The sequence below is a fragment of the Paraburkholderia dioscoreae genome (genome assembly GCF_902459535.1).
GTDB lineage: Bacteria > Pseudomonadota > Gammaproteobacteria > Burkholderiales > Burkholderiaceae > Paraburkholderia > Paraburkholderia dioscoreae.
On sequence record NZ_LR699553.1, the window covers coordinates 893,117 to 919,053 of the forward strand.

Sequence of the window (25,937 nt, forward strand, 5' to 3'; positions counted from 1 at the left end):
AGGCCTTTCTCTTTGCGGCAAGTGCTGCTCCAAGCCGCCTCGGCCGTCGGCAAGCAAGCCTCAACGATCTGACAGCGGTTTCGGAACATCTATAGCCGAAAACGCTCGCTTCAATCCGGTGGCGCGCTCAGGTGTTCCCGTCAGCCGTCGCCTGGTTTCGCCTGATGGGCGCCTCTCGTTGGATCGCATCGGTACGGGACGATTTTTCAGTGCGCCGCTTCCCTCAGCCGATGACCTTGCCCCACTCGCGCGAACCAGAATCTCCTCAACAGATAATCCGTATTGCGCAGTCCATGGCCAAACGTTGTCGTGACTATGCGGGATACCTAGCCATTTATTCGTTTTGACGAATTTTCACAGCAGTCCTGCAGACGCATGACCGCGCCGCTCTGATAATAAAAAAATCATCCTTGAGCGAGGAAGTGCATATGAAGTCATGCGAAGGTCTGTCGTATCAGGTCTGTCAACGGTGGCTCGGTGTTTAGCCCGACTCAGTCAAGCACGCTGAAAGTGTCCTGCGATGCCTTCCCGGTCGAGCGCGGTTCCCGTACGGCTACGCGGTACGGAAGCACTCGGCAAGCTGTACAGGTACACGCTGGACATGGTGACAACCTACTCGCCCAGCGTTTCCCGACTCGACCCGAACGGGTCAGGTCGTTCCGGCGAAACTGCTCGGCGAGAAGATGACGATCTCGGTCGAGTTCGACGGCAAGGGAAGATCGGTCACCGGGATCGCCAGCTATGGCAGTGCGGCAAACGCTGGTGCTGGCGTCAGGAAGATTTCGGGGATCATCAGCAAGGCCGAGTTGACCGGCGCCGATGAGCGGCACCTGTACTACCGGCTCATCGTGCGTCCCACGCTGTGGCTGACGACCAGAAATTCCCGCAGTCGAATATTCCAGAATAAAAGCGTGCTGGATATTACGGTCGATGTACTGCGCGATTATCCGGTCGTGTATGACATGAGAGCGTGTGCGTTCAAGCTGGAGGACGGCTACCTGAGGCGCGACTTCGTGCGTCAGATGTGGGAATCCGACTTCGACTTCCTGACCCGTCTGTGGCGGGAATGCGCATGACTCGATACGCTATCACCCGCCTGGCGCGGGGCGCATCGACGAGGAATATATCTCCAGTCTGAAGGCGGCGCGCCGAGTCACGACTTCGAAGGTGAGCACGGTCGATTACGACTACACCCGTGGGCCTCAGATTCTGGCCGAGGACCACTACGTGTACGAGGATCGCGACGGGTACGACGAGCGGCACCCGGCAGAAGAAAGGCACTGGGGCGACTTCCCGCAGTCCCTTGCCGGTTCAATGGGCCTCTCGGGCCAGCCTAACAGGTGCCTGGAGGAAGCCCGCTATCTCGCAGGGGTGCGCGCCTCAGAGGCCGGTGCAACTTGCTCGGCCTGCAAACGGGCAGGACATTCTTGCTCACGGATCACCCTGAGCCAACGCTTAATGCCGAGTATCTGGTCGTGTCCACGACGATCGATATTCACAACGCGAGCGGGTCGACAGGGTCGGTAGGAGCGCGGGACGAACACCAACTCCAGTGCGTAACCGACTTCGTGCTGCAACCGCGCGACCGGTTCTTCAGGAACAGGCCGAGGAAGAAGCCGCGCTGTTACGCCGAAACGGCGATAGTGGTCGGGCCGAAAGACCACACCACCTGGGTCGATGAGTATGGCCGGGTCAAGATCAGCTATCTGCGGGACCTGGACGGGCCGAGAAACACGACCGCAAGCTGTTGGGTGCGCGTGTCATCGGGGTGGCAGGGTCAGTCGTTCGGCTCGATCTACGTCCCCCGTAGCGGTCAGGAGGTGACGGTCAACTATCACGAAGGCGACCCCGACAAGCCCTACATCGCTGACAGGATGATCAACCGGTTACAGCAGCCGCCGTGGAAGCTGCCGGCCAATCATGCATTGAGCGGCACACGCACGCGAGACCTCGGCGGATTGCAGGCCAATCAGATCCTCGCCGACGATACGCCTGGCAAACTTCAGGTACGGGTCAGCAGCGATTACGCGCAGTCGCGGCTGGTGCTCGGCCGTAACACGCGCATCGATGGCAACGAGGGGCGCAAGGAGGAGCGCGGCGAGGGGTGGGAACTGGCGACGGATTCTTGGGGCGTGGCGCGCGCCAACAAGGGCTTGCTAGTGACGACTGAGACGCGACCAGGCGCCACGGCTCCAGTGAAGGACATGGGCGAGACGGTGCAGCGGCTCACCCCGGCGCGCGAGTTGCACGAGGACCTGGCGCAGCTTGCGCAGCAGCACAAGGCGCAGGATGCACGGGCGAGCCCGCGCGATGCAACGCAAGCAATCAGGGCGCAGAACGATGCATTCAGGGGCGGCGCGCCAACCTATGACGATCCATCGCCGTAAATGACACGCCCCAAACGGCAGGCTTTTATCTGCCTTGCACACAAAACTTCAGACACTCCCGTATTTCGTCGTTCGCGATATCCGAAAGTGAGCGCCTCGCACAGGGCAACACGAATAAACCACCGTGAAACCAAGGAAAGGCCACGCCGCAGGAACACAACCCACCGGCCCTCAAACCTGCCGCAGACAATACTCAGCGACAGCGTCCAAAACGGCCTCATCCTCGCCCACAGCAACAGCACATTTAATCAGAACAGAAGGATGCAACGCCTGGCATTGCTCGATGACTAGAGGCAAATCCTTCCGAACATGCCCCCCTTGCCCAAAAAACACGGGCACAACGGTAACGACCTCACACCCTTGAGCAACAAGATCCGAAACAGCTGTAGGCAAATCCGGCTCCATCAACTCAAGAAACGCCAACGCCACAGGCCCGGACTCTGAAGCAGCTCCCCGCACCTTGCCAGCCAACCGCTCAAACGGCTCCCGCCACCGCACGTCCCTAGCGCCATGCCCAAACAAAACGATACCGTGCATAGCCATAGCAACCGCTCCTAATGCCGATCAACCCACTTCAACCCAACCAGCCCAAGCACGAGATAAACCAACCCAGGTGTAGCCGCAGTCAAAGGCGCAGGCCAGGTATTCAACGTGCCGATATGCGAGAACAACGTGTTGAACAGCTGAAAACTCATCCCCAGCATAATCCCGCCGAAAACCTTCATCCCGACGACACCCGCCCGCGTATGCAGATACGCAAACGGCAACGACAAAACCAGCATCACGAACACGGCAAACGGATACAGCAGCTTGCGCCACAACGCGATCTCATACCGCTGCGTATCCTGATGATTCTCCGTCAAATGCTGGATATACCGGAACAGATTGAACATCGACATCCGATCCGGCGACACCAGCAGCACCGACAAAATCTGCGGCGTCAATTCCGAACGCAGCGAATACTCCGGCACGGCGACTTCCTTCGCGCGATACACCGGATTCAACGCGTCAGCCGGCGTTCCAGGAGGAGGGGGCACATCGATCAACTGCGTATCGGTCACGCCCGTCAATTGCCAATGACCCGGCGGCTGATACTTGCCGCTCTTCGCAGTCCGCACGTTCGAAAGCCGGAACTTCGAATCGAATTCATAGATCCGCACGTTGCTGATCGTCGCGTCCGGCTTTAATTCGCCGACGTTGACGAAGCGCGTGACCTGCTCGCCGTCCGCGCGCGCCGTCAGCGTATCTTTCACCCACACGCCCGACTCGAAATTACTCGACACCGAAGACCCCAGCGCCTCGAGCCGCACACGCTCCGACAGCTGATCCGTGTACGGGCCAACCACTTCGCCGATCAGATAGGTCAGCAAAACCAGCGGAATGCCGATCTTCAACAGCGAGCGCAGCGACTGATTCGTCGCAAGCCCCGACACACGGAAAATCGTGTACTCCGAATTCGCCGCCATCTGCGCGAACACATAGATCGCGCTGATCAGCGCGGCGACAGGAATGATTTCGTAGAAACGCGACGGCGTCTGCAGCGCGACCCGCAACACGGCGTACTGAAATTTGTAATTGCCGTGCCCGACCGAATTCAATTCGTTGATCAGGTCGAAGAAAAAGAACAGACCCGAAAACGCAAACAGAATAAAGATGAACGTGAGATAGATCTGACGCGCGAAGTACCTTTCATAGATGCGCATCGGTCAGGCTCCCTGCGAACGGCTGAACATTGCCCGCGTGAATAGCGGCCGGTTGCGCACGCGCAGCCAGAAAATGAACGCGACGATCGCCGCGACGATCACATGCAGGCCCACCAGCCCGACCGGGAACGACATCTTGCCCTGCTCGATCCACGACTGCACCACGTTCAACAGATTCGAATACGTCAGATAGATGAGCACCGCCATCACCAGATTGATGGTGCGGCTGCGCCGCGGGTTCTGGTGCGCGAGCGGAATGGCGAGCAGCATCAGGTTGAGTGCAATCAGCGGCAGCCCCGCGCGCCACGCGAATTCGGCGAGATTGTCGTTGGTGGGATTGCGCAGCAGCGTAAGCGTAGGCGTGCCGGTGGTGGTCGGCGTATTGACGACCGGCTGGCTCTGGATCTTCACGCCGTAGCGCTCGAACTCCATGATGCGGAAATCGGGCTGGCCCGGCTGTCCGTCATAGCGGCGGCCGTTTTCCAGCACGACGAAGCGATCGCCGTTCTTACGCGTTTCCGTATGACCGGTCTTCGACACGACCACGTTGACCTTGCCGTTTTCCGTGCTGGTCACGAACACGTTTTCGACGCGCGCCTGGTCGGGCGACATCTTCTCGATGAAGAACACGCGGTGGCTGGTGGCCGATTCGCGGAACTGACCCGGCGCGAGCAGCGAGACCTCGTCGCGCTGCTGGAAGCGCGCGCGGATCAGCTTGCTCTGCTGGTTCGACCACGGCCAGCCGACGAACACGAAGAACATGATGAGGATGATGATCGGCGTGGCAAAAATACCGATCGGCTTGATGAATTGCGTCAGACTGACACCCGACGAGAGCCACACGACCATCTCGGAGTCTTTGTACCAACGGGTCAGGACGAACAGGATCGACACGAACAGGGTCGCGACGAGCATGATCGCCAGGTAGCCGATCACGGTCAGGCCGATCAGGACCAGCACGTCGCGCGGGTCGATCTCGCCTGAGGCCGCGAAGCCGACGATGCGGATCATCATCGTCGTCAGCACGAGCGTGAGGAGAACCATGAACACGGCACCAGCCGTATACGCGAGTTCGCGCTGGAGGGAGCGTTCGAAGATCATTATTGATGATGAGAGGGGGCGCTCTCAGTGGCGCACGGGTTGCTTCCCGTCACACCTCCGGTGCAGCCGCCGCGGGAAAAATAGCGGATAATTGCGGCTTTCATCCTAAGCCCAGATTTTATCCGAGGACAAGCGCGATGGACTTTAGCATAAAAGCCTGTGATTGGACCAAAGGCTCGTCAAACGGTTTCCTGACTGGAAAATCCGATTGCATCGTAATCGGTGTGTTCGAGTCGCAAACCCTCTCGGGCGCGGCTCTCGAGATCGACGCGGCCACCAAGGGCCTGTTGACCCGCATCATCAAGGCCGGCGACATGGACGGCAAGGCCGGCACCACGCTGTTCCTGCACGAAGTGTCGGGCATCGGCGCTTCCCGCGTGCTGCTGGTCGGCCTCGGCAAGCAGGACGCTTTCAACCAGAAAGCCTACGGCGACGCCGCACGGGCCGCCTGGCGCGCACTGCTGTCCACCAAGATCGTCCAGGTCACCTTCACGCTGGCGCAACTGCCTATCCTCGAGCGTTCGGCGGATTGGGCGGTGCGTGCCGCGATCCTCGCGCTGCGCGAGCTGACCTACAAGTTCACGCAGATGAAGAGCAAGCCCGACACGTCGGCGCGTGCGTTGAAGCGCATCGTCTTCAGCGTCAACACCGGCGACGAGAAGGCCGCCAAGCTGGCCGCGAAGCAGGGCGCGGCGCTCGCCAACGGCATGGACCTGACGCGCGACCTCGGCAACCTGCCGAGCAACGTCTGCACGCCGACCTACCTCGCCAACACCGCGAAGAAGCTCGCCAAAGACTGGAAGCTGAAGGTCGAAGTGCTGGGCGAAAAGCAGTGTGAAGCGCTCAAGATGGGCTCGTTCCTGTCGGTCACGGCCGGCTCGGTGGAACCGGCGCAGTTCATCGTGCTGCAGTACCAGGGCGGCGCCGCGAAAGCCGCGCCGGTGGTGCTGGTCGGCAAGGGCGTGACGTTCGACACGGGCGGCATTTCGCTCAAGCCGGGCGAAGGCATGGACGAGATGAAGTACGACATGTGCGGCGCCGGTTCGGTGCTGGGCACGTTGCGCGCCGTCGCCGAAATGGGCTTGAAAATCAACGTGGTGGGCATCATCCCGGCGGTGGAGAACATGCCGTCGGCCACGGCCACCAAGCCGGGCGACATCGTCACCAGCATGAAGGGCCTGACGATCGAAGTGCTGAACACGGACGCCGAAGGCCGCCTGATCCTGTGCGACGCGCTCACCTACGCGGAGCGCTTCAAGCCGGCAGCGGTGATCGACATCGCCACGCTCACGGGCGCCTGCATCATTGCGCTCGGTCACCATAACAGCGGCCTGTTCTCGAAAGACGACGCGCTGGCGGGCGAGCTGCTCGACGCGTCGCGTGAAGCTTCGGACCCGGCCTGGCGCATGCCGCTCGACGACGAGTATCAGGATCAGCTCAAGTCGAACTTCGCGGATCTGGCCAACATCGGTGGCCGGCCGGCAGGCAGCGTGACGGCGGCGTGCTTCCTGTCGCGCTTCACCGAAGCCTATCCGTGGGCGCACCTGGACATCGCGGGTACGGCGTGGAAGAGCGGTGCGGCGAAGGGCGCAACGGGCCGTCCGGTGCCGTTGCTGGCGCAGTTCCTTATCGATCGCGCTGCTCAATGACGCAATGCAGTAAAGTTGCAGGCCCGGCTGCGCAAGCAAACGCCGGGCGGAGCCGCCGATGACCAGAATCGACTTCCACTCGAACGTCGGCGATTCGCTGCTGTATGCGTGCCGCCTGATCCGCAAGGCGTATCAGGCGGGCCAGCCGACCATCGTGCTGGCCGAGCCGGCGCGCCTGAAGGCCTTCGACGAACAGTTGTGGACCTTCTCGCCGCTCGACTTCGTGCCGCACTGCATGGCGGGCACGCCGCTCGCCGCGCAAACGCCGATCGTGCTGGCTTCCACCCTCGACGACGTGCCGCATCATCAAGTGCTGCTCAATCTCGGCGCCACGGTGCCGGCGCAGTTCGCGCGCTTCGAAAGATTGCTGGAAGTGGTCGGTAACGCACACGAGGAACTCGCTGCGGGCCGCGAGCGCTATCGCTTCTATCGCGATCGCGGCTATGCTTTGAACAACTACAAGCAAGGCAGCTAGGGCCCATTCGGTCCGCATCGCGCGCGTGTCTGGCCTCAGGCATCCGGAGGGCGCGCGGCCTGCTTCTGCTTCGACTCAAACACGGAGAGCGCACGTGTCCGATCCCCACGACGATTCGATCCCGGTTCTGCACGAGATTCTCGTGCAGGGTCATCCTGCGCAGGCGCGCCAAGAGTCGAGCGGCAATGACGAGTTCGACGCGCCGCGCGAGCCCAGTTTCAAGGCGGAGCCCGTGCTGGCGCCACAGCCGGTGCTGACGCCGGGGCAGGTCAGGTCCGCCGAGCCTGTGCATCCGGCCGAGCCTGTCCATGCGCAGGAGCCGGCGTTCGCAGCTCAGCCGGTGCATGCACAAGAGCCCGCGTTCGCGCCTCAGCCGGAGCATGCGCAGGAGCCAGCGTTCGCGCCTCCACCAGTGCATGCGCAAGCACCCGCGGCGTTCGCGCCTCAACCGCATGCGCCGGACGAAGCCGCGCACTCAGCGCCGCCGGCGCATCAAGCCGATCATCATCATCCGAAGAAGCGCGCGCGGGCGCACCATGCCGCCCAGCCGCGGCATGCGCATGACGACGGGTACGTGCCGTCGGCGGGCGTGTTCGATCGGGCCGAGCCGGCCACGCCGCTGGAGGCGGGTTCGACCGTGCCGCCGGATATCGCCCGCGAAGGCGCTGGCGAGACACCGCTGGATCTGGACGCCGATGTCATCGCCGAACGTCTGCGCAGGCGGGTCGCGGGATTCCTCGCGGGTGACGGCCGGAGCATCATCGAAGATCGTTGCCGCGAAACTTTGCAGGCGCACACGGGCTGGCTGATCGATCAGATCACGCGCGAAGTGGCGTTGACGCTGGAAGAGGAAATGACCAGCTGGGTGCGCGAAGCGCTACTGGAAGAGATCGCGCGGCGCGCTTCGGTCAAAAAGGACTGACGGTGTACGTGAAGCGCGGGCACGCAGAGCAGCGCCTGCGTGTAGCGCTTGCTGGTCACGTCTGCTGGTCGCGTTTGCCTCTCGCGTTTGCCTGTCACGTCGTTCACAAGCCAGACGCCTGCATCTAATCAACGTACCCGAACAGCTTATTTGAGCGTCAACACCCAGCTAGCCAGCGTGGCAGCCTGATCAGGCGTGAGTTGAGTATTCGCGGGCATCGGCACCACACCCCACACGCCCGTGCTGCCATCCAGAATCTTGTGCTTCAGATAGTTGGCCGCGTCTTCACGGTCGGCATATTTCGCCGCGACGTCGCGCAGCGCTGGTCCCATGAAGGAGCGCGTGACCGAGTGGCAACTCATGCAGTTCTCCTGCTGGGCCAGCGCGAGGCCTGTGGCCTCGGCATGCGCGGCCGGACTGCCGGCACTCAACGCGGCGCCCAGCACGACGGCGGCTGCAAGCGCTGTGTGCGACATTGATTTCATTCTGGTCTCCGTCGGTGCGGGTGCCCGACTCGTGGTGTCGGCATTATAGAAGGAAAGGGGCGCACGGTTTCCCGCGCGTCCCTATCGCTTTTACGTAGCCTTCCATGTGCTCGCAGGCCGTTGCCGCGGCCTCCGGCGATGTGCGTTCCCGGCCCCTGAGGCCGTGGCCTAGCCCGTCACGGCGCCCTTATTGGCCGGCAGCGCCAATGCGGAGTACTTCGCCAGCACGCCGCGCGTGTAACGCGGCTTCGGCTGCTGCCATGCGGCACGGCGCCGCGCCAGTTCGGCGTCGTCGATATTCAGTTGCAGCAGCAGCTTATGGGCGTCGATGGTGATCGAGTCGCCTTCCTGCACGAACGCGATCGTGCCGCCCACGAAGGCTTCCGGCGCGACGTGACCGACCACCATGCCCCACGTGCCACCGGAGAAGCGCCCGTCGGTAATCAGACCCACGCTCTCGCCGAGCCCCTTGCCGATGATCGCCGAGGTCGGCGCGAGCATCTCCGGCATGCCGGGGCCCCCCTTCGGGCCGAGGTAGCGCAACACCACTACGTCGCCCGCGACGATCCTGTCGGCCAGAATCGCCTCCAGCGCGCTTTGCTCGTCGTCGAACACGCGTGCCGGGCCGGTGATCACGGGGTTCTTCAGGCCGGTGATCTTGGCGACTGCGCCGTCCACGGCCAGGTTGCCCTTCAGGATCGCAAGATGGCCTTCCTTGTAGAGCGCCTTCTCGACCGGGAAAATCACCTGCTGATCGGCGCGCGGCCTGGCCGGCACGTCCTTCAACTCTTCCGCGAGGGTTCTGCCGGTGATCGTGATGCAATCGCCGTGGAGCATACCCGCGTCGAGCAGGATCTTCATGACTTGCGGAATGCCGCCGGCCTTGTGCAGATCGGTCGCCACGAACTGGCCCGACGGCTTCAGGTTGCAGATCACAGGCACCTTCTTGCGCATGCGCTCGAAGTCCTCGATGCTCCATTCCACTTCCGCCGCATGCGCGATGGCGAGAAAGTGCAGCACGGCATTGGTCGAGCCGCCGGTGGCCATGATCACGGCCACGGCGTTTTCGATCGACTTGCGGGTGACGATGTCGCGCGGCTTGAGATCCTTCTTGACCGCGTCGACCAGCACGCGTGCCGATTCGGCGGCCGAGTCGACCTTTTCCTGATCCGGATTGGCCATCGTCGACGAATACAGCAGCGACATGCCGAGCGCTTCGAACGACGAGCTCATCGTGTTGGCGGTGTACATGCCGCCGCACGACCCGGTAGACGGGCACGCGTTCTGTTCGACCCCTTCGAAATCCTCCTGCGACATCCGGCCGGCGGTGAATTCGCCCACGGCCTCGAACGACGACACGATGGTCAGATCAGTGCCCTTCCAGTTGCCCGGACGAATGGTGCCGCCATACACGTAGATGCTCGGCACGTTGGTGCGCAGCATGCCGATCATGCCGCCCGGCATGTTCTTGTCGCAGCCGCCGATCACGACCACGCCGTCCATCCACTGGCCTTGCACGCAGGTCTCGATGCAGTCGGAGATGACTTCGCGCGACACCAGCGAGTACTTCATGCCCTCGGTGCCCATCGACATGCCGTCCGAGATCGTCGGCGTGCCGAATATCTGCGGATTCGCGTCGGCGCCCTTGATCGCGGCCACCGCGGCATCGGCGAGGCGCTGCAGGCCGGCGTTGCACGGCGTGATGGTCGAGTGGCCGTTGGCGATGCCGATCATCGGCTTGTCGAAGTCGGCTTTTTCGTAGCCGAGCGCGTAGTACATCGAGCGATTCGGCGAACGCGCTACACCTTGCGTGATGTTCTTCGAACGACGGTTGTATGGCATGGGAACTCCAGTCTGTTTTGTTTTGATCCGCGCTGCGGGTTCTGCCTTGCCGGCGTGGGTGGTCGGCCGCATCCGTCCAGTGTAGTTCGCGCGCGTTCCGCAAGGACGCAGTTTTGCAATGCGTGCGTCTAATATATTATTCGTGCTTCATTAGGTCGTAAAACGTATTACCCATGCTGCCAGCCATCCCCGACCTGCGCCAGTTGCGCTATTTCGTCACCGTCGCCGAAGAAAAGCACTTCGGCCGTGCGGCCGTGCGTCTTTCGATGACGCAGCCGCCGCTCTCGCAAGCCATCCGGGCGCTGGAGGAGACGCTCGGCGTCGCGCTGTTCGCGCGCACCAAGCGCTCGGTCGAACTGACGCCGGTGGGCGCCGATCTGTTGCCTGAGGTGCAGCGCCTGCTGGCGAGCGCCGAGGGGCTGCGGCCGCTCGCGCAGAGCCTCGCGCGCGGCGAGGCGGGCGTGCTGTCGCTGGCGTTTGTTTCGACGGCGGACTATGGGCTGCTGCCGCTCCTGCTGCGCGATTTCGGCGTGCGCCATCCGCGCGTGCGGCTGGAGTTGACCGAAGCCACCAGCGACGTGCAGGTGGACGAACTGGTGGCCGGGCGCATCGACGCAGGGCTCGTGATCGCGCCGCTGCCGTCGCGCCATGCCGCTCAGTTGTCGTGGCTGCCCATCGCGCGCGAGCCGCTGGTGATCGCCATGTCGACGGAGATGGCGGCGCGCGTGGCGAGCGGTAGCGGCAGCCGTGCCGACCCGGGCGCGGAATGGCTCGACACGCCGATCAGCCTGCGCGACGTGGCCGACGCACCGCTCGTGATCTTCCCAAGACGTTTGGCGCCAGGCTTTTATGACATCATTATGGATTGCTACGGCGTGGCGGGCCTCGCGCCCCGGATCGGCCAGGAAGCGATCCAGATGCAGACGATCGTGAGCCTCGTGTCGGCCGGCATGGGTGTCGCACTGGTGCCGCAATCGTTGCGTAATCTGCGCCGCACCGGCGTCGTGTACCGGCCGCTTTCGGAGTCGGTGCCGGCCATCGAGACTGGGCTGGTCTGGCGCACGGCCGAAGTAAGCCCGGTGCTGGCGGGCTTCATCGAGATCGTGCGCGCGCATGCCGCGACCGTCGAGGCGCCGCAATCCGCCGCGCCGCGCGTTTAGAAGCGTTCTCGCGAACGCATCGGCGCGCGGACCGTCCAACGCATGCACCGCAGCGTGGGGGCAGCGCCGCCCACTATTAGAAAACCCAGAAAACCCCCTTCTGAACCTGAACTGCCCATAACAACACGATGCTCATTCACCCGAATTTCGACCCCATTGCCATTCATCTGGGGCCGCTCGCCGTGCGCTGGTATGGACTGATGTACCTCGTCGCGTTCATCGCGGCGATCGTCGTCGGCCGGCTGCGGCTGCGCTTGCCGTATGTCGCCGCGCAAGGCTGGACCGCCAAAGATATCGACGACATGCTGTTTTACGGCGTGCTCGGCACGATCCTCGGCGGCCGGCTCGGCTACGTGCTGTTCTACAAGGCGAGCTTTTATTTCGCGCATCCGCTCGACATCTTCAAGGTGTGGGAAGGCGGCATGTCGTTTCACGGCGGCTTTCTCGGCGTGACGCTGGCCATGGTGCTGTTCGCGTATCAGCGCAAACGCTCGTGGCTGCAGGTCACCGACTTCGTCGCGCCGATGGTGCCCACCGGCCTCGCCGCGGGGCGTCTCGGCAACTTCATCAACGGCGAGTTGTGGGGCCGCGTGACCGATCCGACCGCGCCATGGGCCATGCTGTTTCCGGGCGCCGCGCCCGACGACGCCGCGTGGCTCGCCACGCATCCGCAACTGGCCGCGCAATGGCACCTGAACGAAGTGTTTGCGCAATATCACATGCTGCCGCGCCATCCGTCGGAACTGTATGAGATCGCGCTGGAAGGCGTCGCGCTGTTTTTCGTGTTGTTCTTCTTCTCGCGCAAACCCAAGCCGATGGGCGCGATTTCCGCCATGTTTCTGATCGGCTACGGCCTCGCGCGCTTCACGGTCGAATTCGCTCGTGAGCCGGACGACTTCCTCGGCCTGCTGGCCATGGGACTTTCCATGGGCCAATGGTTGTCTCTGCCGATGATCCTCGTCGGTATCGGCATGCTGGTGTGGTCTTATCGCCGCGCGCGCCGTGAACCGGCGCAGGCGGTCAGCGCGAGTTGAGCGGATCGCTACGGTTTATCGTAGCGAGCGGTCAAATGAAAAAAGCCACGGCGTGCCGTGGCTTTTTCTTTAAGTGCCTTGAAGCAATGCTTCTAGCGTAAAGCGCATCACTTCATCTGCACTGAACCCGACACATTCACCGTCACGGTCGACGTGCCGCCTTCGATCGGCACCGGCGCCGAAGCCTTCGCGTCGGCGCCCATGGCGCGCGCGCTCATCATCATCATCATGGGACGCGGCATCACGCCGTTGTGGCCGACGTTGACCTCGCGAATCGAATAGCCGCTGTAGCCGAACGCCTGCGCGGACGATGCGGCCTGCTCGCGGAACGACCTGATCGCTTCGCCGGTGAGCTTTTGCTCGGCAGCGCGTTGCGCTTCAGGCGAGAGCGAGAATTGCACGTTGCCGACCTGCATGATCGACGCCATTTGACCCGCCAGCTTCGACGCCGCGGCGAAGTCGTGCGATTCGAGCACGATCTCCGTGCGGCCGCGCCACGCGGAAATGCGCCCGTCACGGTCCGTTGACGGATAGATCGAGAACGAGCCCGTGCGGGCCGTCACGCCGCTCACACCCTTGGCTTTTTGCAGCGCCGAATCGGCGCGCTGATTCAGCGTTGACGTGAGCGCCGACGGATCGCTCGCTTCCTGCTCGTAGAACAGCGTGATTTCGACGACGTCTTGCGGGACTTCCGCGCTGGCCTGCGCGTTCAGCGACAGCACGCCCGCCGGCTGATATTGCGCGACGGCTTGCGCGCGGGCCATGGCCGGCGTCAGGGCGAGCGCGGCGGGCGCGGCGCATACGAAAGCGAGAGCGAGTGCACGTGCGGTGTTTTTCGTCATTGTTGGACTCCTTGCTTGAACAGGGTTTGTGCACGATTGAAGCGAGCGCCGCGCAATGGCACGGCGTTTGCGAGTCCGTTAGGCGGTTGTAACCTGAGCTTGGTTCCCGGGTTTGACGTTACTTTAATGTTTGCGTCCGCGTGAATACGCACGGCGCATGATCACCCACGCAACGTCAGGCGAGCCGTTTGGTGATGAAGCGCCATTCGGCTTCGGTCACCGGCGTGATCGACAGGCGGTTGCCTTTGGCGAGCACGCGCATGTCCTTGAGTTCGTCATGCTCGCGCAGCGCGGCGAGCGGAATCAGCGGGATCTTCTTCTTGAACACCACATCGACGAGCACCCAGCGCGGCGTTTCCTGCGACGACTTCGCGTCGTAGTAGGGACTCTTCTTGTCGAACTGCGTGGGGTCCGGATACGCGGTGGACGATACCTCCGCAATGCCCGCAATGCCGGGCTCGGGACAGCTCGAGTGATAGAACAGCACGCCGTCGCCGACCTGCATCATGTCGCGCATGAAATTGCGCGCCTGATAGTTGCGCACGCCGGTCCACGGCAACGTGCGATGCGGTGCGTTGGCGAGATGGTCGATGCTTGCTTCGTCCGGTTCGGACTTCATTAGCCAGTAGCGCATGAATCGAATTGAACGTAATTGAACGTTAAGGGTTTGAAGACGCGGAAGAAATCGGCGTACAAAAAACAGCGCACAAAGAAAAACGGCACCGAACCGAAGTCCGATGCCGTTCTAAATAAGGTCCCCGCCTTAGCCGCTAGGCCGGCATCCTGAACCGGGGGTTCAGAATTGGTCGCAGTTAGCAACACTTCGGGTACATCAGACAGAGTGACGCGCACACCCGTGCTACAAATTTCCGCAACCGTGCACATGGCATTGGTTCAAGGAATATATGACCTTGGCGAACCAGGCAGGGAAGCTAAACCGATGAAGCTAAATCACGAAAACTACCGATTGAACTCAAACGTTTGCAGAATCTTGCACGCCTTGTGCTCACGCACTCCGTTTGAATCCGCCGCCGATCTCAGGACCGGCCGCACTATAACACTGCTATTTACTGCATGCTGTACTGCTGAATCACAGTACCCAACTGTTCGTTCATTTGATGCATTGTACGCCGGATTTCCTCAGCAGGAAATGCTTCTCCGTGTCTCACGCTCGATTGCAGCTTAAGCAGTTCCGATGCCAGCGACAGCGCGGCCATGACAGCAATGCGATCCGTACCGCGCACGTTGCTGCTATTGCGGATCTTCGACATTTCGGCGTCGACGCGTGCAACCGCTTCAAGCAGCGCGCCTTCCGTTTCCGGCGAGCAGGCGAGGCGATAGGGCACGCCGAGAATCGATACTTCGATCTGCTTGGTGGTCATGCATTTTCTCCGTGGCGGGTCGCGTCGCTCTCGGCACCGGCTGCGACTTCATGCTGAGCGGGTTCGAGCAGATCGAGCTGGTTGTCCGGCTCGCTGTGCGCGCGGGCACGCGGCAACTTTTCGAGGATCGCATTCAGGCGCACCTGGGCGTCGTCGATCTTCGCCGACAGCGCGTCGCGTTCCGCCTGCAGCGCATTGCGTTCCTCGCGCAGCATTGCAAGTTCCGTGCGTGTAGCTTCGACGTCAGCACGCGATTGGGCGAGCTGCTCTTCGAGCGCGACTCGCGCTTCATTGTGGCGCTGGCTGATCGCGATCAGCTTGCCGATATTCTGTGAAAGTGTTTCGAGTTCGGTGAGCATGTGCTGCGTCCTCTAAAGACATCGCATTTTAGCGCGGAATGTCGCAGGTTCCGACAATTGTCTCGTTTCGAGACGTAACAACATCGCTTTGTGCAGGCTTTTTATCGACCATACGATGAAAAAGTACTCGTGCGTCGGACAATAACCTGCACTTGTCAGAACAGCGCGCCCGCGTGCCCTCGTTCTTGACGGACCCCGAGGCCGCTCCTACACTGGCCGCACTCTTGGTGCCCGCATGCGCTTTTCGACGGCGCACGCAGTTAAACGGGAAGCAGGGCGCGCCATTCGCCAGAACGCGCCAACCTGCGCTGCCCCCGCAACGGTAAGCGACCGCATTCGTCATGCAAGTCGATCCTGATCGCGCGTTGGAAGTTCAACTCGCGAGTGTGCCACTGCGCGTCACGCGTGGGAAGGCGGGATCGAGATGTCGCCAGCCCGGATACCGGCCAGAGGGAGAGGCACGTCACGCGCGAAAATGTTAAATACGCTGGCGCCTCGTTACGCATCGGCCTGCGGGGAAGCGGGCCGCGCACGCTACCCACAGGATCCTCGTCCCATGCTGTCTCCCATCGCTCGTGCGGTGTTGCTTGCCTTCGCGAGCCTGCCGATCGTTGTGCATGCGCAAGCTGCTTCTTCGTCCTCTTCTTCATCTGCTGCGGATTCATCGGCCACGGTGTTGTCCCCGGTGGTCGTTACGGCGGAGCGCGGGCCGCAAGCGCTGGCCGACACGATCCCGCAGACCGCATTGTTCGACCAGCAGGATATCGCCGACACCACCGCGACCGATTTGCCGGGCCTCCTGCAACTCGCGCCCGGCGCGCAAATCTCGCGTACAGGTGGCCCCGGTTCGACGACGAGCCTCTTCCTGCGCGGCGCGTCGTCGACGCAATCGCTGCTGCTGATCGACGGCGTGCGCGTCGATTCAGTGGGCCTGGGTTCGGCGCAACTCGCACAGATTCCGCTCGACCAGATCGATCACGTCGAGGTGGTGAACGGCAACGTGTCGGCGTTGTACGGGTCCGGTGCGATCGGCGGCGTGGTCCAGGTGTTCACGAAAGAAGGCGGCGACCATCCGCCGCGTTTCAATTTTTCGCTGGGCTACGGCAGCTATCACACGCAGACGCAGCAGGCGGGCGTGAACGGCGCATTGGATAAAGACGGCAATACGACCTTCAGCATTTCGCTCGCGAGGTCGAAGGACGACGGCTTCTCGTCGCTCAATCCGCGTGAGGCGCCCGCCGCCAATCCGAATGCGAACGGCTATCTGAACGAAAGCATCTCGGCTTCGCTGCGCCACAAGTTCAACGACAGATGGGATGCCGGCGCGAGCTACTTCCAGTCGAACGGCAACAACAGCTACGACAACGCGTACGGCGTGCCGACCGATCTGAACAACCTGTATAGCAAAGTGCGCCAGGTCTCGGTGTTCGCCAACGGCAAGCTCACCGACTGGTGGACGACGCACTTCATCGTCTCCGAAGGCGACGACCGCAGCGTGTCGAACACCAACGGTGTCTATAACGGCCGCTTCGATACCGACAATCGCCAGTACACATGGCAGAACGATTTCGCGCTGGCCGCGCAGCAGAAGTTGCAGGTCGGCTACGAGCATCTCGATCAGAGCCTCGACTCGGATACGTTCGCGGCGCCCGACCGGCATGTGGATTCGGGCTTCGTCGGCTATACGGGGCGCTTTGGGCGCAGCCAGATTCAGGCCAACGTGCGGCGCGACCAGTATTCCGATTTCGGCGGAGCGAACAGTTACTATCTCGGCTACGGCTTCGACATCACCGGCCATTGGAAGGTGAGCGCAAGCTACTCGGATTCGTTTCGCGCGCCGAGCTTCGACGATCTGTACTATCCGCTCAGCGGCAATCCGTCGATCCAGCCGGAGCGCAGCCATTCGATCGAAGCCGCGCTGCAGTACGCATCGAATGCGCTCGGCGTGATGCGTCTCACCGCATTCCAGACGCGCTATTCGAATCTGATCGACTACGAGCAGGTGACGCCCGGTATTTATCTAGCCGAGAATGTCGGCCATGCGAAGGTGCAGGGACTCGAGGGATCGTGGAGCGGGCATGTCGGCAAGACGGACGTGCGCGCCTCGGTGACGCTGCAAAACCCCGTCGATCTCGACAACGACGTCGACCTCGTGCGGCGCGCGCGGCGTTTCGGCTCGCTGACGGTGAACCGCAGTATCGCCGGGTGGCGCGTGGGCGGCGAGTGGATCGTGAGCGGCGCGCGCGACGACAGCAGCGGCAAGCTGGGCGGCTATGGCGTGGTGAATCTGTCGGCGCGCTACAACATCACGAGAGCCTGGTACGTGGCCGCCCAAATCCAGAATCTGTTGAACAAGGACTATGAAACGGCCTACTCGTATAACTCGCCGCGGCGCGGTGCGTATCTCACGGTTGGTTGGCAGCAGCAGTGACGGACCCGCGTCGTTGAGTTCGCGCGGATGAGCCTACCTACGAGCCGATCCATGAGCCGACAAGCGAGCCGCCACTCCGGTGCGATACCTGCAGCGCTGCGCGTGATGAGCGCGAAGCGCGCGGCCGCGATCTGGCTCGCGCTCGGTGTGATCGCGCTGGCGGTGCTGATGGCGTCGCTCGCGCTGGGCAGCGTATCGCTCGCGCCGCTGCGCGTGCTCGCGGCGCTGCTGCCCTCGCATGGGCCGTCTGCGGGCTCCGCCGATCTGACGGCCGAGATCGTTCGCACGCTGCGTTTGCCGCGCGCGCTGGCCGGCTTTGCTTGCGGCGCGTTGCTCGCGTTGGCCGGCGCGCTGCTGCAGGTGCTGTTGCGCAATCCGCTCGCCGAACCTTACGTGCTGGGTGTGTCGGGCGGCGCGGCGAGCTTCGCGCTCGTCGCGATGATCGCCGGTTGCGCCTGGTGGATCGTCGACGCGAGCGCCTTCGCCGGCGCCTTCGTGTCGATCCTGCTGGTGCTCGGCCTCGCGCGCCGCGAGTTGTGGCGCGGCGAGCCGCAGGACACGTCGCCGCGTTTGCTGCTGACCGGCGCGGTGATCGCCGCGGGCTGGGGCGCGCTCATCACCTTGCTGCTCAACCTCGCGCCCGACAACCGTCTGCGCGGCATGCTGTTCTGGCTGACGGGCGACCTCAACGGCGGCGCGATGCCGTGGACGGCGCTCGCCGCGCTCGTTGTCGTGCTGGTCGCGATCATGCCCGCCGCGCCGCGTCTGAACGTGCTGCTGCGTGGCGACGCCGCCGCGCAGGCGTTGGGCGTCGCGGTGATGCCGTTGCGCTTGCGGGTGTATCTGGTGGCTTCGCTGGCGGCGGCCGCGGCGGTGACGACGGCGGGCACCATCGGCTTCGTCGGGCTGGTTGTGCCGCATATGCTGCGGCTCGCGTTCGGCAACGATCAGCGCATGCTGCTGCCGGCCGCCGCGCTCGGCGGCGGTGTCGCGGTGATGGGCGCGGACCTGGTCGCGCGCACCGTGATCGCGCCGGCGCAGTTGCCGGTCGGCGCGATCACGTCGATCATCGGCGTGCCGGTGTTTCTGTGGATGCTATTGCGCAGGCGCCGATGATGCCGACCTTCGATACCGCCCAGGCCGTCCTCAGCGCGCAACGTCTGACCTTGCGTGCCGGCGCGCGCACCTTGCTCGGCGCTTTCACGCATACGTTCTACGAAGGCGAGATCTGGTGCGTGGCCGGACCGAATGGCGCGGGCAAGACGACATTGCTCTCCACGCTGGCGGGTCTGTTGCAACCGTCGGCGGGCCATGTCGAACTCGACGGCGTGCGTGTGGCCGACTGGCCGCCGCTCGCGCTCGCGCAGCGCCGCGCGTTGATGCCGCAAAGCGCGCCGGACGCATTCAGCACGAGCGTGTTCGATATCGTGATGCTGAATCGCTTTCCGCATCTCAGCGGCTGGGGCTGGGAACGCGCGGCCGATCGCGAAGCGGCGCAGGCGGCGTTGGATTTGCTGGGCCTCGCCGCATTTGCCGCGCGCGATGTGCTCTCGCTCTCGGGCGGCGAGCGTCAGCGCGTGGCGCTGGCGGCGACGCTATGCCAGGACGCGCCATTGCTGCTGCTCGACGAACCGTTATCGCATCTCGATCTGCATCATCAGATCGACTGTCTCGAAGCGCTGGCCGCCTGGACGCGCGAGCCTCGGCGTACAGTGATGTTTTCGTGCCACGATCTGAACCTGGCGCGCCGCTTCGCCACGCATGCGCTCTTGCTCGACGGCGCAGGCGGCGCCTATGCCGGACCGGTACAAGATGTGCTGACGCCCGCGCTCGCGAGCCGGGCCTTCGGTTACCCCTTGATCCTGATTCGCGACGGCGAACACGAGGCGCTGATTCCCGCGCCGCGCGCGCGTCACGAATCGCTCGCCGGCCAAGACACGCCGGCAGGCTGATCGCTTCAATTCAACATTCTCTTTCAGACACGCTTATGACTTCATCGCCACGCTTGCCCGGATTGCCCGAAGTCGAACCACTCGATCAAACGCTGCGTGATCACTTGCAGCACATCATCGATACCAAGACCAAGCCGCCCGGCAGTCTCGGCCGGCTCGAAACGCTCGCGCGCCAGATGGGCCTGATTCAGCGCACCACGCATCCCGCCGTGACACGTCCGGCGATGATCGTTTTCGCTGGCGACCACGGCGTGGCCGAGGAGGGCGTGAGCCCTTATCCGCAAGCCGTGACCGCGCAAATGGTCGCCAACTTTCTCGCGGGCGGCGCGGCGATCAATGCGTTGAGCCGCGTCGCGGGCATCGAACTCGAAGTGGTCAACGCGGGCATCGCGACGCCGCTGCCTTCGGCGGAAGGACTCGTCGACATTCCGGTCGCGGCCGGCACGCGCAACTTCGCGCATGAAGCGGCCATGAGCCGCGACCAGGCCCTTGCCGCGATGCAGGCGGGCGCGGCGCGCGTGCGGCATCACGCGGCGCTCGGCACCAATGTGATCGGTTTCGGCGAGATGGGCATTGCGAATACCTCGGCGGCTGCCTGTCTGATGAGCCGCTTGTGCGGCGTGCCGATCGACGAATGCGTCGGCCGCGGCACGGGTCTGGATAACGCGGGGCTCGCGAGGAAGCGCGACGTGCTGGCGTCGGCGCTCGCGCATCACCCGGTGTCCACTGATCCGCTCGACGTGCTCGCCACCTTCGGCGGCTTCGAGATCGCAATGATGGCGGGCGCCTATCTCGCGGCCGCCGAAGCACGCATGACGATACTGGTCGACGGTTTCATCGCGAGCTCGGCCTTGTTGATCGCCGACGCCTTCGCACCGAGCGTGCGCGAATATTGCGTGTTCGCGCATGCGTCGAACGAAGCGGGGCATCGCCGCATGCTCGATCATTTCGGCGCGCTGCCATTGCTCTCGCTCGATATGCGGCTCGGTGAAGGCACCGGCGCGGCGCTCGCAGTGCCTTTGCTGCGCGCGGCGGTGGCGTTCGTCAACGAGATGGCGAGCTTCGAATCGGCCGGCGTCGCGAATCGCGATGCGTGATCGTTCATACGGAAACACGCTCCCGGCCCGCTCATGAATCCGCTCGCGGAACTGCGCTATTTTTTCACGGCGCTCGGTTATTTCACGCGCGTGCCCGTGCCGCGCTGGGTCGGCTATGAACCGCATTATCTGAATGCGGCGGCGCGTTATTTTCCGCTGGTCGGCGTATTGATCGGCGGATTGAGCGCGCTGGTCTATCTGGCCGCGTTGCGCGTGTTTCCGGCGGGCGTGGCGGTGCTGCTCTCGATGGCCGCGTCGCTGCTCGTGACCGGCGCATTCCATGAAGACGGTCTCGCAGATTGCGTCGATGCGTTCGGTGGCGCCTATACGCGCGAAGATGTATTGCGAATCATGCATGACTCGCGCATCGGCGCTTTCGGCGCCATCGCGCTCGTGGTGGCGCTCGCATTGAAATGGCAAACGCTCGCCGCCATGCCGCCGATGCGCGCCGCAAGTCTGATGATTGCCGCGCACGCGGCGAGCCGAACGTGCGCGATCAGCTATCTGGCTACGCTCGACTACGTGCGCGCCGAAGGCAAGGCCAAACCGGTGGCGCAGCGCCTGAGCGGCGGCGCGTTCGTCTGCGCCGCGATATCCGGTTTGCCGTGGCTGCTCTGGCCGAACTGGCTCGATGCGCCTGACTGGCGCTTTGCGGGCTCGGCGCTTGCGGTACTGGTCGTACTTCGCGTGGCAATGGGCCGTTATTTCGTCAGGCGCATCGGCGGTTATACCGGCGACTGCCTCGGCTTCGCACAGCAGATTTTTGAGTTGAGCATCTACCTGGTGGGGCTCATATGGATATCGTCCTGATTCGTCATCCCGCGGTCGCGCTCGATGCGGGCGTGTGTTACGGCCACAGTGACGTGGCGCTTGCCGAAAACGCCGAGGTGTCGTCGGCGGCGCTCGCCTTGAAGCTCGCGACTTTGCAGATGCCCGCGCCACGCGTGCTGATGTCGAGCCCGTTGAAGCGCTGCTCGGCGCTGGCTGCCGAGATGGCGAACGACTTCGGCTGTGTGATCAGTCACGACGATCGTCTGATGGAAATGAACTTCGGCGATTGGGAAACGCAACGCTGGGACGCGATCGATCGCGAACTGCTCGACGACTGGGCGGTCAATTTCGAACATGCGCGTGCGCATGGCGGCGAAAGCGTGGCGCAGTTCGTCGCGCGGGTGCGTGCATGGCTCGATGCGTTCGCACTGACGCGCGAGTTGTCGCCGGCCTATGTGGTCACGCACGCGGGCGTGATGCGGGCCATTGCATCGATCGTGCTGGACGTGCCGCTCGAACGCTGTCTGCGCTGGTCGCTCGACATGAGCGGCATCGTATGGTTGCGCAGGAACGATGAAACGCAGCAGTGGTCGCTGGTGCGGTGGAATGCGTAAGACGGGCAGGGCGCCGATCGCCCTTGCCTCATTGCGCGCCTGACTTTCTGCGTGAGCGCGCTATGTCGAGGTCTTCGCACATCTGTTTCGCGCCCTGCGCGATGCGCGGCGCCGGCCGGTTGATCAGATCGCCGTCGATCGCAAAGAGGTTGTGGTTCGCCACCGCGGTGAGGCTCGGCCACGCTCGCCATGCGCCGAGTTGCGGCAAGGTAGTGTCCGGTTCGGTCGCGCCCGGCGCCGCCGTGACGATCGCTTCCGGATTCGCCGCGAGCACCGCTTCGGTCGAGACGGTCGGCACCAGCGGTGCGAGTTTTGCGAACACGTTGCGGCCGCCGCACAACGCGATCACGTCGCTGACCATATGCTCGCCGTTGAGCGTCATCAACGGTTGATCCCACACCTGATAGAACACGCTGACGGGCGCCCGGCCCGCATACCGGCTGCGCAGCGCCGCGATGTCCTGGCGGTACGCGGCCGCTGCCGCATCCGCCGCCGGCGACGTGCCGAGCAATTGTCCGAGCTTCGTCAGCGACGCGGCCACGTCGTCGAGATGATGCGGCTCGCTGAAGAAGAGCGGAATGTGCATCTCGCGCAGGCGGTCGAGCTGACGCTGCGCATTGCCATGCCGCCACACCACGATCAGATCGGGCTTCAGCGCAACAAGTCGCTCGAGATCGAGCGACTTGTTGTCGCCGACGCGTGGCAATTTTTTTGCCTCCGGCGGGTAGTCGCTATAGGACACTGCGCCGATCAGCTTCGCGCCGCCGCCCGCCGCATACAGCAATTCGGTGACGTGCGGCGCGAGGCTGATTACACGTTGCGCGGGAGCGGGCAGGGTGACGGTTGCGCCGGTGTCGTCGGTGACGGAGATGGCGGCAAACGCGTGCGTCGCGTTGATGCAAAGCGCTGCGGCGATGGTGAAGCGGGCGAGTCGATTCATCGGGCGAAGAGGTGGGAGACGTAGGGTGAGCGTGGCAGGGATGCAAGGTCTTTGCTGCATCAGCCCCTTCGCGTGGGATCGATCTCCCGAACAGCCTCACGCAGGCTCCCGTCAAAGCGTGTCCATTCGGCCTCGCTTGCAGGCAAGCCGAATCTGACGCTACCTGACGGCGTGAACAGACGCGTCCACACGCCGCGCCGCGCCAAGGCTCGATGCAAAGCGGCGGCGCGTGCGTCGCAGGTCCACGCGAAGAGCGGTGTGCAGCGCGTGTCGAACCCTTGCGCATGCAACAGGTCGGCCAGCCGCGCGCTTTCGGTGTCGAGCCGGGTGCGCATGTGCCGTTGCCAGGCCTCGTCGGCGAATCCGGCTCTGACGGCGTGACGGGCCGGGCCGCTGACGGTCCACGCGCCGAGCGTGTCGCGCAAACGTTCGAGCAACGCAGGTGCACCGAGTACGAAACCCGCGCGTACGCCGGCGAGACCGAAGAATTTCCCCGGCGAACGCAACACGAGCAGGCCGTCGCGATGCGTGCTCGCCGCGAGCGATGCCGACGGCATCGCATCGGCGAACGCTTCATCGACCAGCAGCGTGCCGCCGCGCGCGCCCAACTGGGCATGCCAATGCAGCAGCCTGGCGGCGCTCAGATGCACGGCGGTCGGATTGTTCGGATTCACGACGACTGCATGCGTAAGCGTGTCGGGCAATGTTTCGAAGGAGACATCGAGCACGATCGTTTCATGGCCGGCGCGCTCGAATGCGGGCGCGTATTCGCCGTACGTGAGCGGCGCGATGCCGACGCGTGCGCGCGGCAGCAGCGCGGGCAGCGCGCGAATCGCCGCCTGGCTACCTGCAACGGGCAGCACATGCGCGGCGTCGGGCGCGCCGTAGTAGCGCGCGGCGCAGGCGGCGAAATCGTCGCCGTCGTCGGGCAGGCGGCGCCAGGCATCGGCGGGAACCGGCGGGACCGGATAGCCGTGCGGATTGATACCCGTCGAAAGATCGAGCCATTGCGCGTGCGGAATGCCGTAGCGTCTGGCCGCTTCTTGCAGATTGCCGCCGTGCGCGATCGTACCGGTTGCAGCGGGCATTCCGTTTGCCTCGTTCGCTTTGCTCGTTTCGCCCGTTGTGTTCAAGCGGCCTGTCATTCGATCAAACATGAAAGGGCACGCTCAGCAACGCCAGCACGATCAGCGCGGCGAGCCATAGAACGACCGTGCGCTCGACCAGCATCAACGCGGCGTTGACGTCGGCGGCCTTGGCCTCGCGTCCGAAGCCGAGCATCGGGCGATGTTCGAGTGCGCCGTGATAAACCGCCGGGCCGCCGATCAGCACGTTCAGACTGCCTGCGCCGGCTGCCATCACCGGTCCGGCGTTCGGGCTGTCCCAGCGCGGCGCCTGTTCGCGCCAGCAGCGCCACGCGGTGCGCGTGTCGCCGAGGAGCGCATAGCTGGCGGCTGTCAGACGGGCGGGAATCCAGTTGAGCACGTCGTCGATCCGCGCGGCGGCCCAGCCGTAGCGCAAATAGCGCGGCGTGCGATAACCCCACATCGCGTCGAGCGTGTTGGCGAGACGAAACCCCAGCGCACCCGGACCGCCCGCGATGGCAAACCAGAACAGCGCGCCGAAGATCGCATCGTTGCCGTTTTCGAGCGCCGATTCGACGGCGGCGCGCGACAGCGCACCTTCGTCCGCATGCGCGGTTTCGCGCGAGACGATGCGCGCGGTCAGCAAGCGCGCTTGCGGGAGATCGCGCTGCGCCAATGCCTGCGCGATCGGCGCAATGTGATCGTGCAGACTGCGCGCGCCGAGCGCGAACCACAGCAGCGCGACATGCACCGCGCAGGCCGCGAAAAACGGCAGCACGGCAACCAGGCACCAGGCGATCAGCACGGGCGGCATCACGGCCAGCGACCACGCGAGCAGCCCTTTGAGCCGCAAGCGGCGGCCGGTGTTGTAGCGCGTTTCGAGACGCATCGCCCATTTGCCGAACCCTACCAGCGGATGAGCCGTGCGCGGCTCGCCAAACCAACGGTCGAGGGCGACGCCCACGGTGGTCAGCGTCACGAGAAGCGGGAGCGACAGCATCACGCGTGGCTCGCGGTTTTCAGCGCGAGCGGCAATCCGGCGACCATCATCGTGGCCTGGGTGCTCAACGCGGCGATGCGCTGGTTGAGCCGCCCGAGTTCGTCGACGTAAAGACGCGTGGCCGCGCCGAGCGGCACCACACCCAGACCGATCTCGTTGCTGACCACGATGACCTTGCCTTGGGCGTTGACGAGCGCCGCTTCGAGCGCGGCGACGTGCGCGTGATAGCGATCGATCGGCAGCGCGTCGCCTTCGGGCGGACAGAGCAGATTGGCGAGCCACAGCGTCAGGCAATCGACCAGGATGCAGTGGCCGGGCGCGTCGCTTTGCGTCACCGCGCCGGCGAGATCGACGCCTGCTTCGAACAGTTGCCAATGCGCCGGACGCCGCTCGCGATGGTGGGCGATGCGCGCGCTGAATTCGGCGTCGTCAGCGACGCGCGCGGTGGCGATGTAGGTGACGGGCAGGGCGCTGCCTGTGGCAAGCTGTTCGGCGTGCACGCTCTTGCCCGAACGGGCGCCGCCGAGAACGAAGGTGAGGTCGCGGGGAGTCATCGCGTGATTGTACCGGCGTGCAGTGCGGGCCGGCGCGATGGGATAATGCCGCGTTCCATGCATGGCGCCTCAGCGCACCACACGGGGCCGGCGCTGCGCGGCTTGTTACCGGCACGCGTTGATGTCCGTATGAAAACGCACGGCCCGGTGCC

At 63.9% G+C, this 25,937-nt stretch carries 25 protein-coding genes, 1 other RNA gene, 1 pseudogene and 1 riboswitch; of the genes and pseudogenes, 13 read left to right on the top strand and 14 right to left on the bottom strand.

The genetic code is table 11. From position 1 onward, the window contains the following. Positions 1-662: 662 nt before the first annotated feature. Both PDMSB3_RS04025 and PDMSB3_RS04035 read left to right on the top strand, forming a co-directional pair. Positions 663-1,076, top strand: a pseudogene (locus PDMSB3_RS04025) (contractile injection system protein, VgrG/Pvc8 family); the annotation flags it as partial. Positions 1,077-1,340: 264 nt separating this feature from the next. Continuing rightward, complete coding sequence (locus PDMSB3_RS04035) at positions 1,341-2,387, top strand: type VI secretion system Vgr family protein (RefSeq protein ID WP_232064104.1); 1,047 nt, start codon at positions 1,341-1,343, stop codon at positions 2,385-2,387. A gap of 171 nt (positions 2,388-2,558) precedes the next feature. On the opposite strand, the gene PDMSB3_RS04040 is transcribed toward PDMSB3_RS04035, so the two are convergent. The 3 genes from PDMSB3_RS04040 to lptF are packed head-to-tail and all read right to left on the bottom strand — an operon-like array spanning position 2,559 to position 5,191. Further along, positions 2,559-2,930, bottom strand: coding sequence for a sirohydrochlorin chelatase (locus PDMSB3_RS04040; protein ID WP_165184937.1), 372 nt, complete (start codon positions 2,928-2,930; stop codon positions 2,559-2,561). 11 nt (positions 2,931-2,941) lie between these two features. Then, positions 2,942-4,090: an LPS export ABC transporter permease LptG gene (gene lptG / locus PDMSB3_RS04045; RefSeq protein ID WP_011487122.1), complete on the bottom strand. Its 1,149-nt coding sequence runs from the start codon at positions 4,088-4,090 to the stop codon at positions 2,942-2,944. A 3-nt stretch (positions 4,091-4,093) separates the two neighbouring features. Further along, on the bottom strand, positions 4,094-5,191 hold the full coding sequence (gene lptF, locus PDMSB3_RS04050) for an LPS export ABC transporter permease LptF (protein WP_007175951.1): 1,098 nt from the start codon (positions 5,189-5,191) through the stop codon (positions 4,094-4,096). A 137-nt stretch (positions 5,192-5,328) separates the two neighbouring features. Here lptF and PDMSB3_RS04055 point away from each other — a divergent pair, with 137 nt between their 5' ends. From PDMSB3_RS04055 to PDMSB3_RS04065, 3 genes are all read left to right on the top strand, one after another. After that, complete coding sequence (locus PDMSB3_RS04055; RefSeq protein WP_165184940.1) at positions 5,329-6,840, top strand: leucyl aminopeptidase; 1,512 nt, start codon at positions 5,329-5,331, stop codon at positions 6,838-6,840. 58 nt (positions 6,841-6,898) lie between these two features. Then, on the top strand, positions 6,899-7,315 hold the full coding sequence (locus PDMSB3_RS04060; RefSeq protein WP_091796450.1) for a DNA polymerase III subunit chi: 417 nt from the start codon (positions 6,899-6,901) through the stop codon (positions 7,313-7,315). 94 nt (positions 7,316-7,409) lie between these two features. Further along, positions 7,410-8,237 carry a DUF2486 family protein gene (locus PDMSB3_RS04065; RefSeq protein ID WP_165184942.1) on the top strand — a complete coding sequence of 276 codons (828 nt, stop codon included), beginning with the start codon at positions 7,410-7,412 and terminating at the stop codon, positions 8,235-8,237. Positions 8,238-8,383: 146 nt separating this feature from the next. Here the strand turns inward: PDMSB3_RS04065 and PDMSB3_RS04070 are convergent, their stop codons facing one another. Both PDMSB3_RS04070 and ilvD read right to left on the bottom strand, forming a co-directional pair. Beyond that, positions 8,384-8,722: a c-type cytochrome gene (locus tag PDMSB3_RS04070; RefSeq protein ID WP_165184944.1), complete on the bottom strand. Its 339-nt coding sequence runs from the start codon at positions 8,720-8,722 to the stop codon at positions 8,384-8,386. 168 nt (positions 8,723-8,890) lie between these two features. Further along, positions 8,891-10,564: a dihydroxy-acid dehydratase gene (ilvD, locus tag PDMSB3_RS04075; RefSeq protein WP_165184946.1), complete on the bottom strand. Its 1,674-nt coding sequence runs from the start codon at positions 10,562-10,564 to the stop codon at positions 8,891-8,893. 173 nt (positions 10,565-10,737) lie between these two features. On the opposite strand from ilvD, the gene PDMSB3_RS04080 reads away from it, so the two are divergent. Together PDMSB3_RS04080 and lgt are read left to right on the top strand one after the other, a co-directional pair. Further along, positions 10,738-11,724, top strand: a complete 987-nt coding sequence (locus PDMSB3_RS04080; protein ID WP_165184948.1) for a LysR family transcriptional regulator — start codon at positions 10,738-10,740, stop codon at positions 11,722-11,724. Positions 11,725-11,852: 128 nt separating this feature from the next. Beyond that, a complete protein-coding gene (gene lgt, locus PDMSB3_RS04085) occupies positions 11,853-12,758 on the top strand; it encodes a prolipoprotein diacylglyceryl transferase (RefSeq protein ID WP_165184951.1) in 906 nt (301 codons plus the stop codon). A gap of 107 nt (positions 12,759-12,865) precedes the next feature. Here the strand turns inward: lgt and PDMSB3_RS04090 are convergent, their stop codons facing one another. The 5 genes from PDMSB3_RS04090 to PDMSB3_RS04110 all read right to left on the bottom strand — a co-directional run bounded on the left by PDMSB3_RS04090 (position 12,866) and on the right by PDMSB3_RS04110 (position 15,341). Continuing rightward, entirely contained in the window at positions 12,866-13,600 is a 735-nt protein-coding gene (locus PDMSB3_RS04090; protein WP_165184953.1) for an SIMPL domain-containing protein, read from the bottom strand. Between the two features lie 175 nt (positions 13,601-13,775). Further along, entirely contained in the window at positions 13,776-14,234 is a 459-nt protein-coding gene (locus PDMSB3_RS04095) for an EVE domain-containing protein (RefSeq protein ID WP_132375720.1), read from the bottom strand. A 117-nt stretch (positions 14,235-14,351) separates the two neighbouring features. Continuing rightward, positions 14,352-14,533: non-coding RNA, 6S RNA (gene ssrS, locus PDMSB3_RS04100), on the bottom strand. Between the two features lie 134 nt (positions 14,534-14,667). Continuing rightward, positions 14,668-14,982 carry a cell division protein ZapA gene (locus tag PDMSB3_RS04105; RefSeq protein ID WP_028200473.1) on the bottom strand — a complete coding sequence of 105 codons (315 nt, stop codon included), beginning with the start codon at positions 14,980-14,982 and terminating at the stop codon, positions 14,668-14,670. Continuing rightward, positions 14,979-15,341, bottom strand: a complete 363-nt coding sequence (locus PDMSB3_RS04110) for an ATPase (RefSeq protein WP_165184955.1) — start codon at positions 15,339-15,341, stop codon at positions 14,979-14,981. Before PDMSB3_RS04110 ends, PDMSB3_RS04105 begins: the two co-directional genes overlap by 4 nt. 208 nt (positions 15,342-15,549) lie before the next feature. Beyond that, positions 15,550-15,807: riboswitch (cobalamin riboswitch) on the top strand. Positions 15,808-15,897: 90 nt separating this feature from the next. Here PDMSB3_RS04110 and PDMSB3_RS04115 point away from each other — a divergent pair. Genes PDMSB3_RS04115 through cobC form a run of 6 tightly spaced genes read left to right on the top strand, consistent with a single transcriptional unit; the run spans position 15,898 to position 22,206 of the window. Continuing rightward, positions 15,898-17,772: a TonB-dependent receptor domain-containing protein gene (locus PDMSB3_RS04115; RefSeq protein ID WP_165184957.1), complete on the top strand. Its 1,875-nt coding sequence runs from the start codon at positions 15,898-15,900 to the stop codon at positions 17,770-17,772. 51 nt (positions 17,773-17,823) lie between these two features. Next, the gene (locus PDMSB3_RS04120) at positions 17,824-18,888 is read left to right on the top strand and encodes a FecCD family ABC transporter permease (protein WP_165184959.1); all 1,065 of its coding nucleotides are present in this window, start codon (positions 17,824-17,826) and stop codon (positions 18,886-18,888) included. Continuing rightward, positions 18,885-19,724, top strand: coding sequence for an ABC transporter ATP-binding protein (locus PDMSB3_RS04125; RefSeq protein ID WP_165187350.1), 840 nt, complete (start codon positions 18,885-18,887; stop codon positions 19,722-19,724). The genes PDMSB3_RS04120 and PDMSB3_RS04125 overlap by 4 nt, the downstream gene beginning before the upstream one ends. Before the next feature lie 35 nt (positions 19,725-19,759). Continuing rightward, entirely contained in the window at positions 19,760-20,821 is a 1,062-nt protein-coding gene (cobT, locus tag PDMSB3_RS04130; RefSeq protein ID WP_165184960.1) for a nicotinate-nucleotide--dimethylbenzimidazole phosphoribosyltransferase, read from the top strand. Between the two features lie 33 nt (positions 20,822-20,854). After that, on the top strand, positions 20,855-21,631 hold the full coding sequence (locus tag PDMSB3_RS04135; protein WP_165184961.1) for an adenosylcobinamide-GDP ribazoletransferase: 777 nt from the start codon (positions 20,855-20,857) through the stop codon (positions 21,629-21,631). Further along, complete coding sequence (gene cobC, locus PDMSB3_RS04140; RefSeq protein WP_165184962.1) at positions 21,616-22,206, top strand: alpha-ribazole phosphatase; 591 nt, start codon at positions 21,616-21,618, stop codon at positions 22,204-22,206. The genes PDMSB3_RS04135 and cobC overlap by 16 nt, the downstream gene beginning before the upstream one ends. Before the next feature lie 28 nt (positions 22,207-22,234). On the opposite strand, the gene PDMSB3_RS04145 is transcribed toward cobC, so the two are convergent. From PDMSB3_RS04145 to cobU, 4 genes are all read right to left on the bottom strand, one after another. Beyond that, positions 22,235-23,146, bottom strand: a complete 912-nt coding sequence (locus PDMSB3_RS04145; protein ID WP_165184963.1) for a cobalamin-binding protein — start codon at positions 23,144-23,146, stop codon at positions 22,235-22,237. Between the two features lie 59 nt (positions 23,147-23,205). Beyond that, entirely contained in the window at positions 23,206-24,234 is a 1,029-nt protein-coding gene (gene cobD, locus PDMSB3_RS04150; protein WP_165184964.1) for a threonine-phosphate decarboxylase CobD, read from the bottom strand. A 61-nt stretch (positions 24,235-24,295) separates the two neighbouring features. Then, complete coding sequence (cbiB, locus tag PDMSB3_RS04155) at positions 24,296-25,231, bottom strand: adenosylcobinamide-phosphate synthase CbiB (protein ID WP_165187352.1); 936 nt, start codon at positions 25,229-25,231, stop codon at positions 24,296-24,298. Further along, the gene (gene cobU, locus PDMSB3_RS04160; protein WP_165184965.1) at positions 25,231-25,785 is read right to left on the bottom strand and encodes a bifunctional adenosylcobinamide kinase/adenosylcobinamide-phosphate guanylyltransferase; all 555 of its coding nucleotides are present in this window, start codon (positions 25,783-25,785) and stop codon (positions 25,231-25,233) included. The genes cbiB and cobU overlap by 1 nt, the downstream gene beginning before the upstream one ends. Between the last annotated feature and the right edge of the window lie 152 nt (positions 25,786-25,937).

Coding starts and splice junctions, on each gene's coding strand:
- PDMSB3_RS04040 (WP_165184937.1), bottom strand. CDS start 2,930: ATGGCTATGCACGGTATCGTTTTGTTTGGGCATGGCGCTAGGGACGTG.
- lptG (WP_011487122.1), bottom strand. CDS start 4,090: ATGCGCATCTATGAAAGGTACTTCGCGCGTCAGATCTATCTCACGTTC.
- lptF (WP_007175951.1), bottom strand. CDS start 5,191: ATGATCTTCGAACGCTCCCTCCAGCGCGAACTCGCGTATACGGCTGGT.
- PDMSB3_RS04055 (WP_165184940.1), top strand. CDS start 5,329: ATGGACTTTAGCATAAAAGCCTGTGATTGGACCAAAGGCTCGTCAAAC.
- PDMSB3_RS04060 (WP_091796450.1), top strand. CDS start 6,899: ATGACCAGAATCGACTTCCACTCGAACGTCGGCGATTCGCTGCTGTAT.
- PDMSB3_RS04070 (WP_165184944.1), bottom strand. CDS start 8,722: ATGAAATCAATGTCGCACACAGCGCTTGCAGCCGCCGTCGTGCTGGGC.
- ilvD (WP_165184946.1), bottom strand. CDS start 10,564: ATGCCATACAACCGTCGTTCGAAGAACATCACGCAAGGTGTAGCGCGT.
- PDMSB3_RS04080 (WP_165184948.1), top strand. CDS start 10,738: ATGCTGCCAGCCATCCCCGACCTGCGCCAGTTGCGCTATTTCGTCACC.
- lgt (WP_165184951.1), top strand. CDS start 11,853: ATGCTCATTCACCCGAATTTCGACCCCATTGCCATTCATCTGGGGCCG.
- PDMSB3_RS04090 (WP_165184953.1), bottom strand. CDS start 13,600: ATGACGAAAAACACCGCACGTGCACTCGCTCTCGCTTTCGTATGCGCC.
- PDMSB3_RS04095 (WP_132375720.1), bottom strand. CDS start 14,234: ATGCGCTACTGGCTAATGAAGTCCGAACCGGACGAAGCAAGCATCGAC.
- PDMSB3_RS04105 (WP_028200473.1), bottom strand. CDS start 14,982: ATGACCACCAAGCAGATCGAAGTATCGATTCTCGGCGTGCCCTATCGC.
- PDMSB3_RS04110 (WP_165184955.1), bottom strand. CDS start 15,341: ATGCTCACCGAACTCGAAACACTTTCACAGAATATCGGCAAGCTGATC.
- PDMSB3_RS04115 (WP_165184957.1), top strand. CDS start 15,898: ATGCTGTCTCCCATCGCTCGTGCGGTGTTGCTTGCCTTCGCGAGCCTG.
- PDMSB3_RS04120 (WP_165184959.1), top strand. CDS start 17,824: ATGAGCCGACAAGCGAGCCGCCACTCCGGTGCGATACCTGCAGCGCTG.
- PDMSB3_RS04125 (WP_165187350.1), top strand. CDS start 18,885: ATGATGCCGACCTTCGATACCGCCCAGGCCGTCCTCAGCGCGCAACGT.
- cobT (WP_165184960.1), top strand. CDS start 19,760: ATGACTTCATCGCCACGCTTGCCCGGATTGCCCGAAGTCGAACCACTC.
- PDMSB3_RS04135 (WP_165184961.1), top strand. CDS start 20,855: ATGAATCCGCTCGCGGAACTGCGCTATTTTTTCACGGCGCTCGGTTAT.
- cobC (WP_165184962.1), top strand. CDS start 21,616: ATGGATATCGTCCTGATTCGTCATCCCGCGGTCGCGCTCGATGCGGGC.
- PDMSB3_RS04145 (WP_165184963.1), bottom strand. CDS start 23,146: ATGAATCGACTCGCCCGCTTCACCATCGCCGCAGCGCTTTGCATCAAC.
- cobD (WP_165184964.1), bottom strand. CDS start 24,234: ATGCCCGCTGCAACCGGTACGATCGCGCACGGCGGCAATCTGCAAGAA.
- cbiB (WP_165187352.1), bottom strand. CDS start 25,231: ATGCTGTCGCTCCCGCTTCTCGTGACGCTGACCACCGTGGGCGTCGCC.
- cobU (WP_165184965.1), bottom strand. CDS start 25,785: ATGACTCCCCGCGACCTCACCTTCGTTCTCGGCGGCGCCCGTTCGGGC.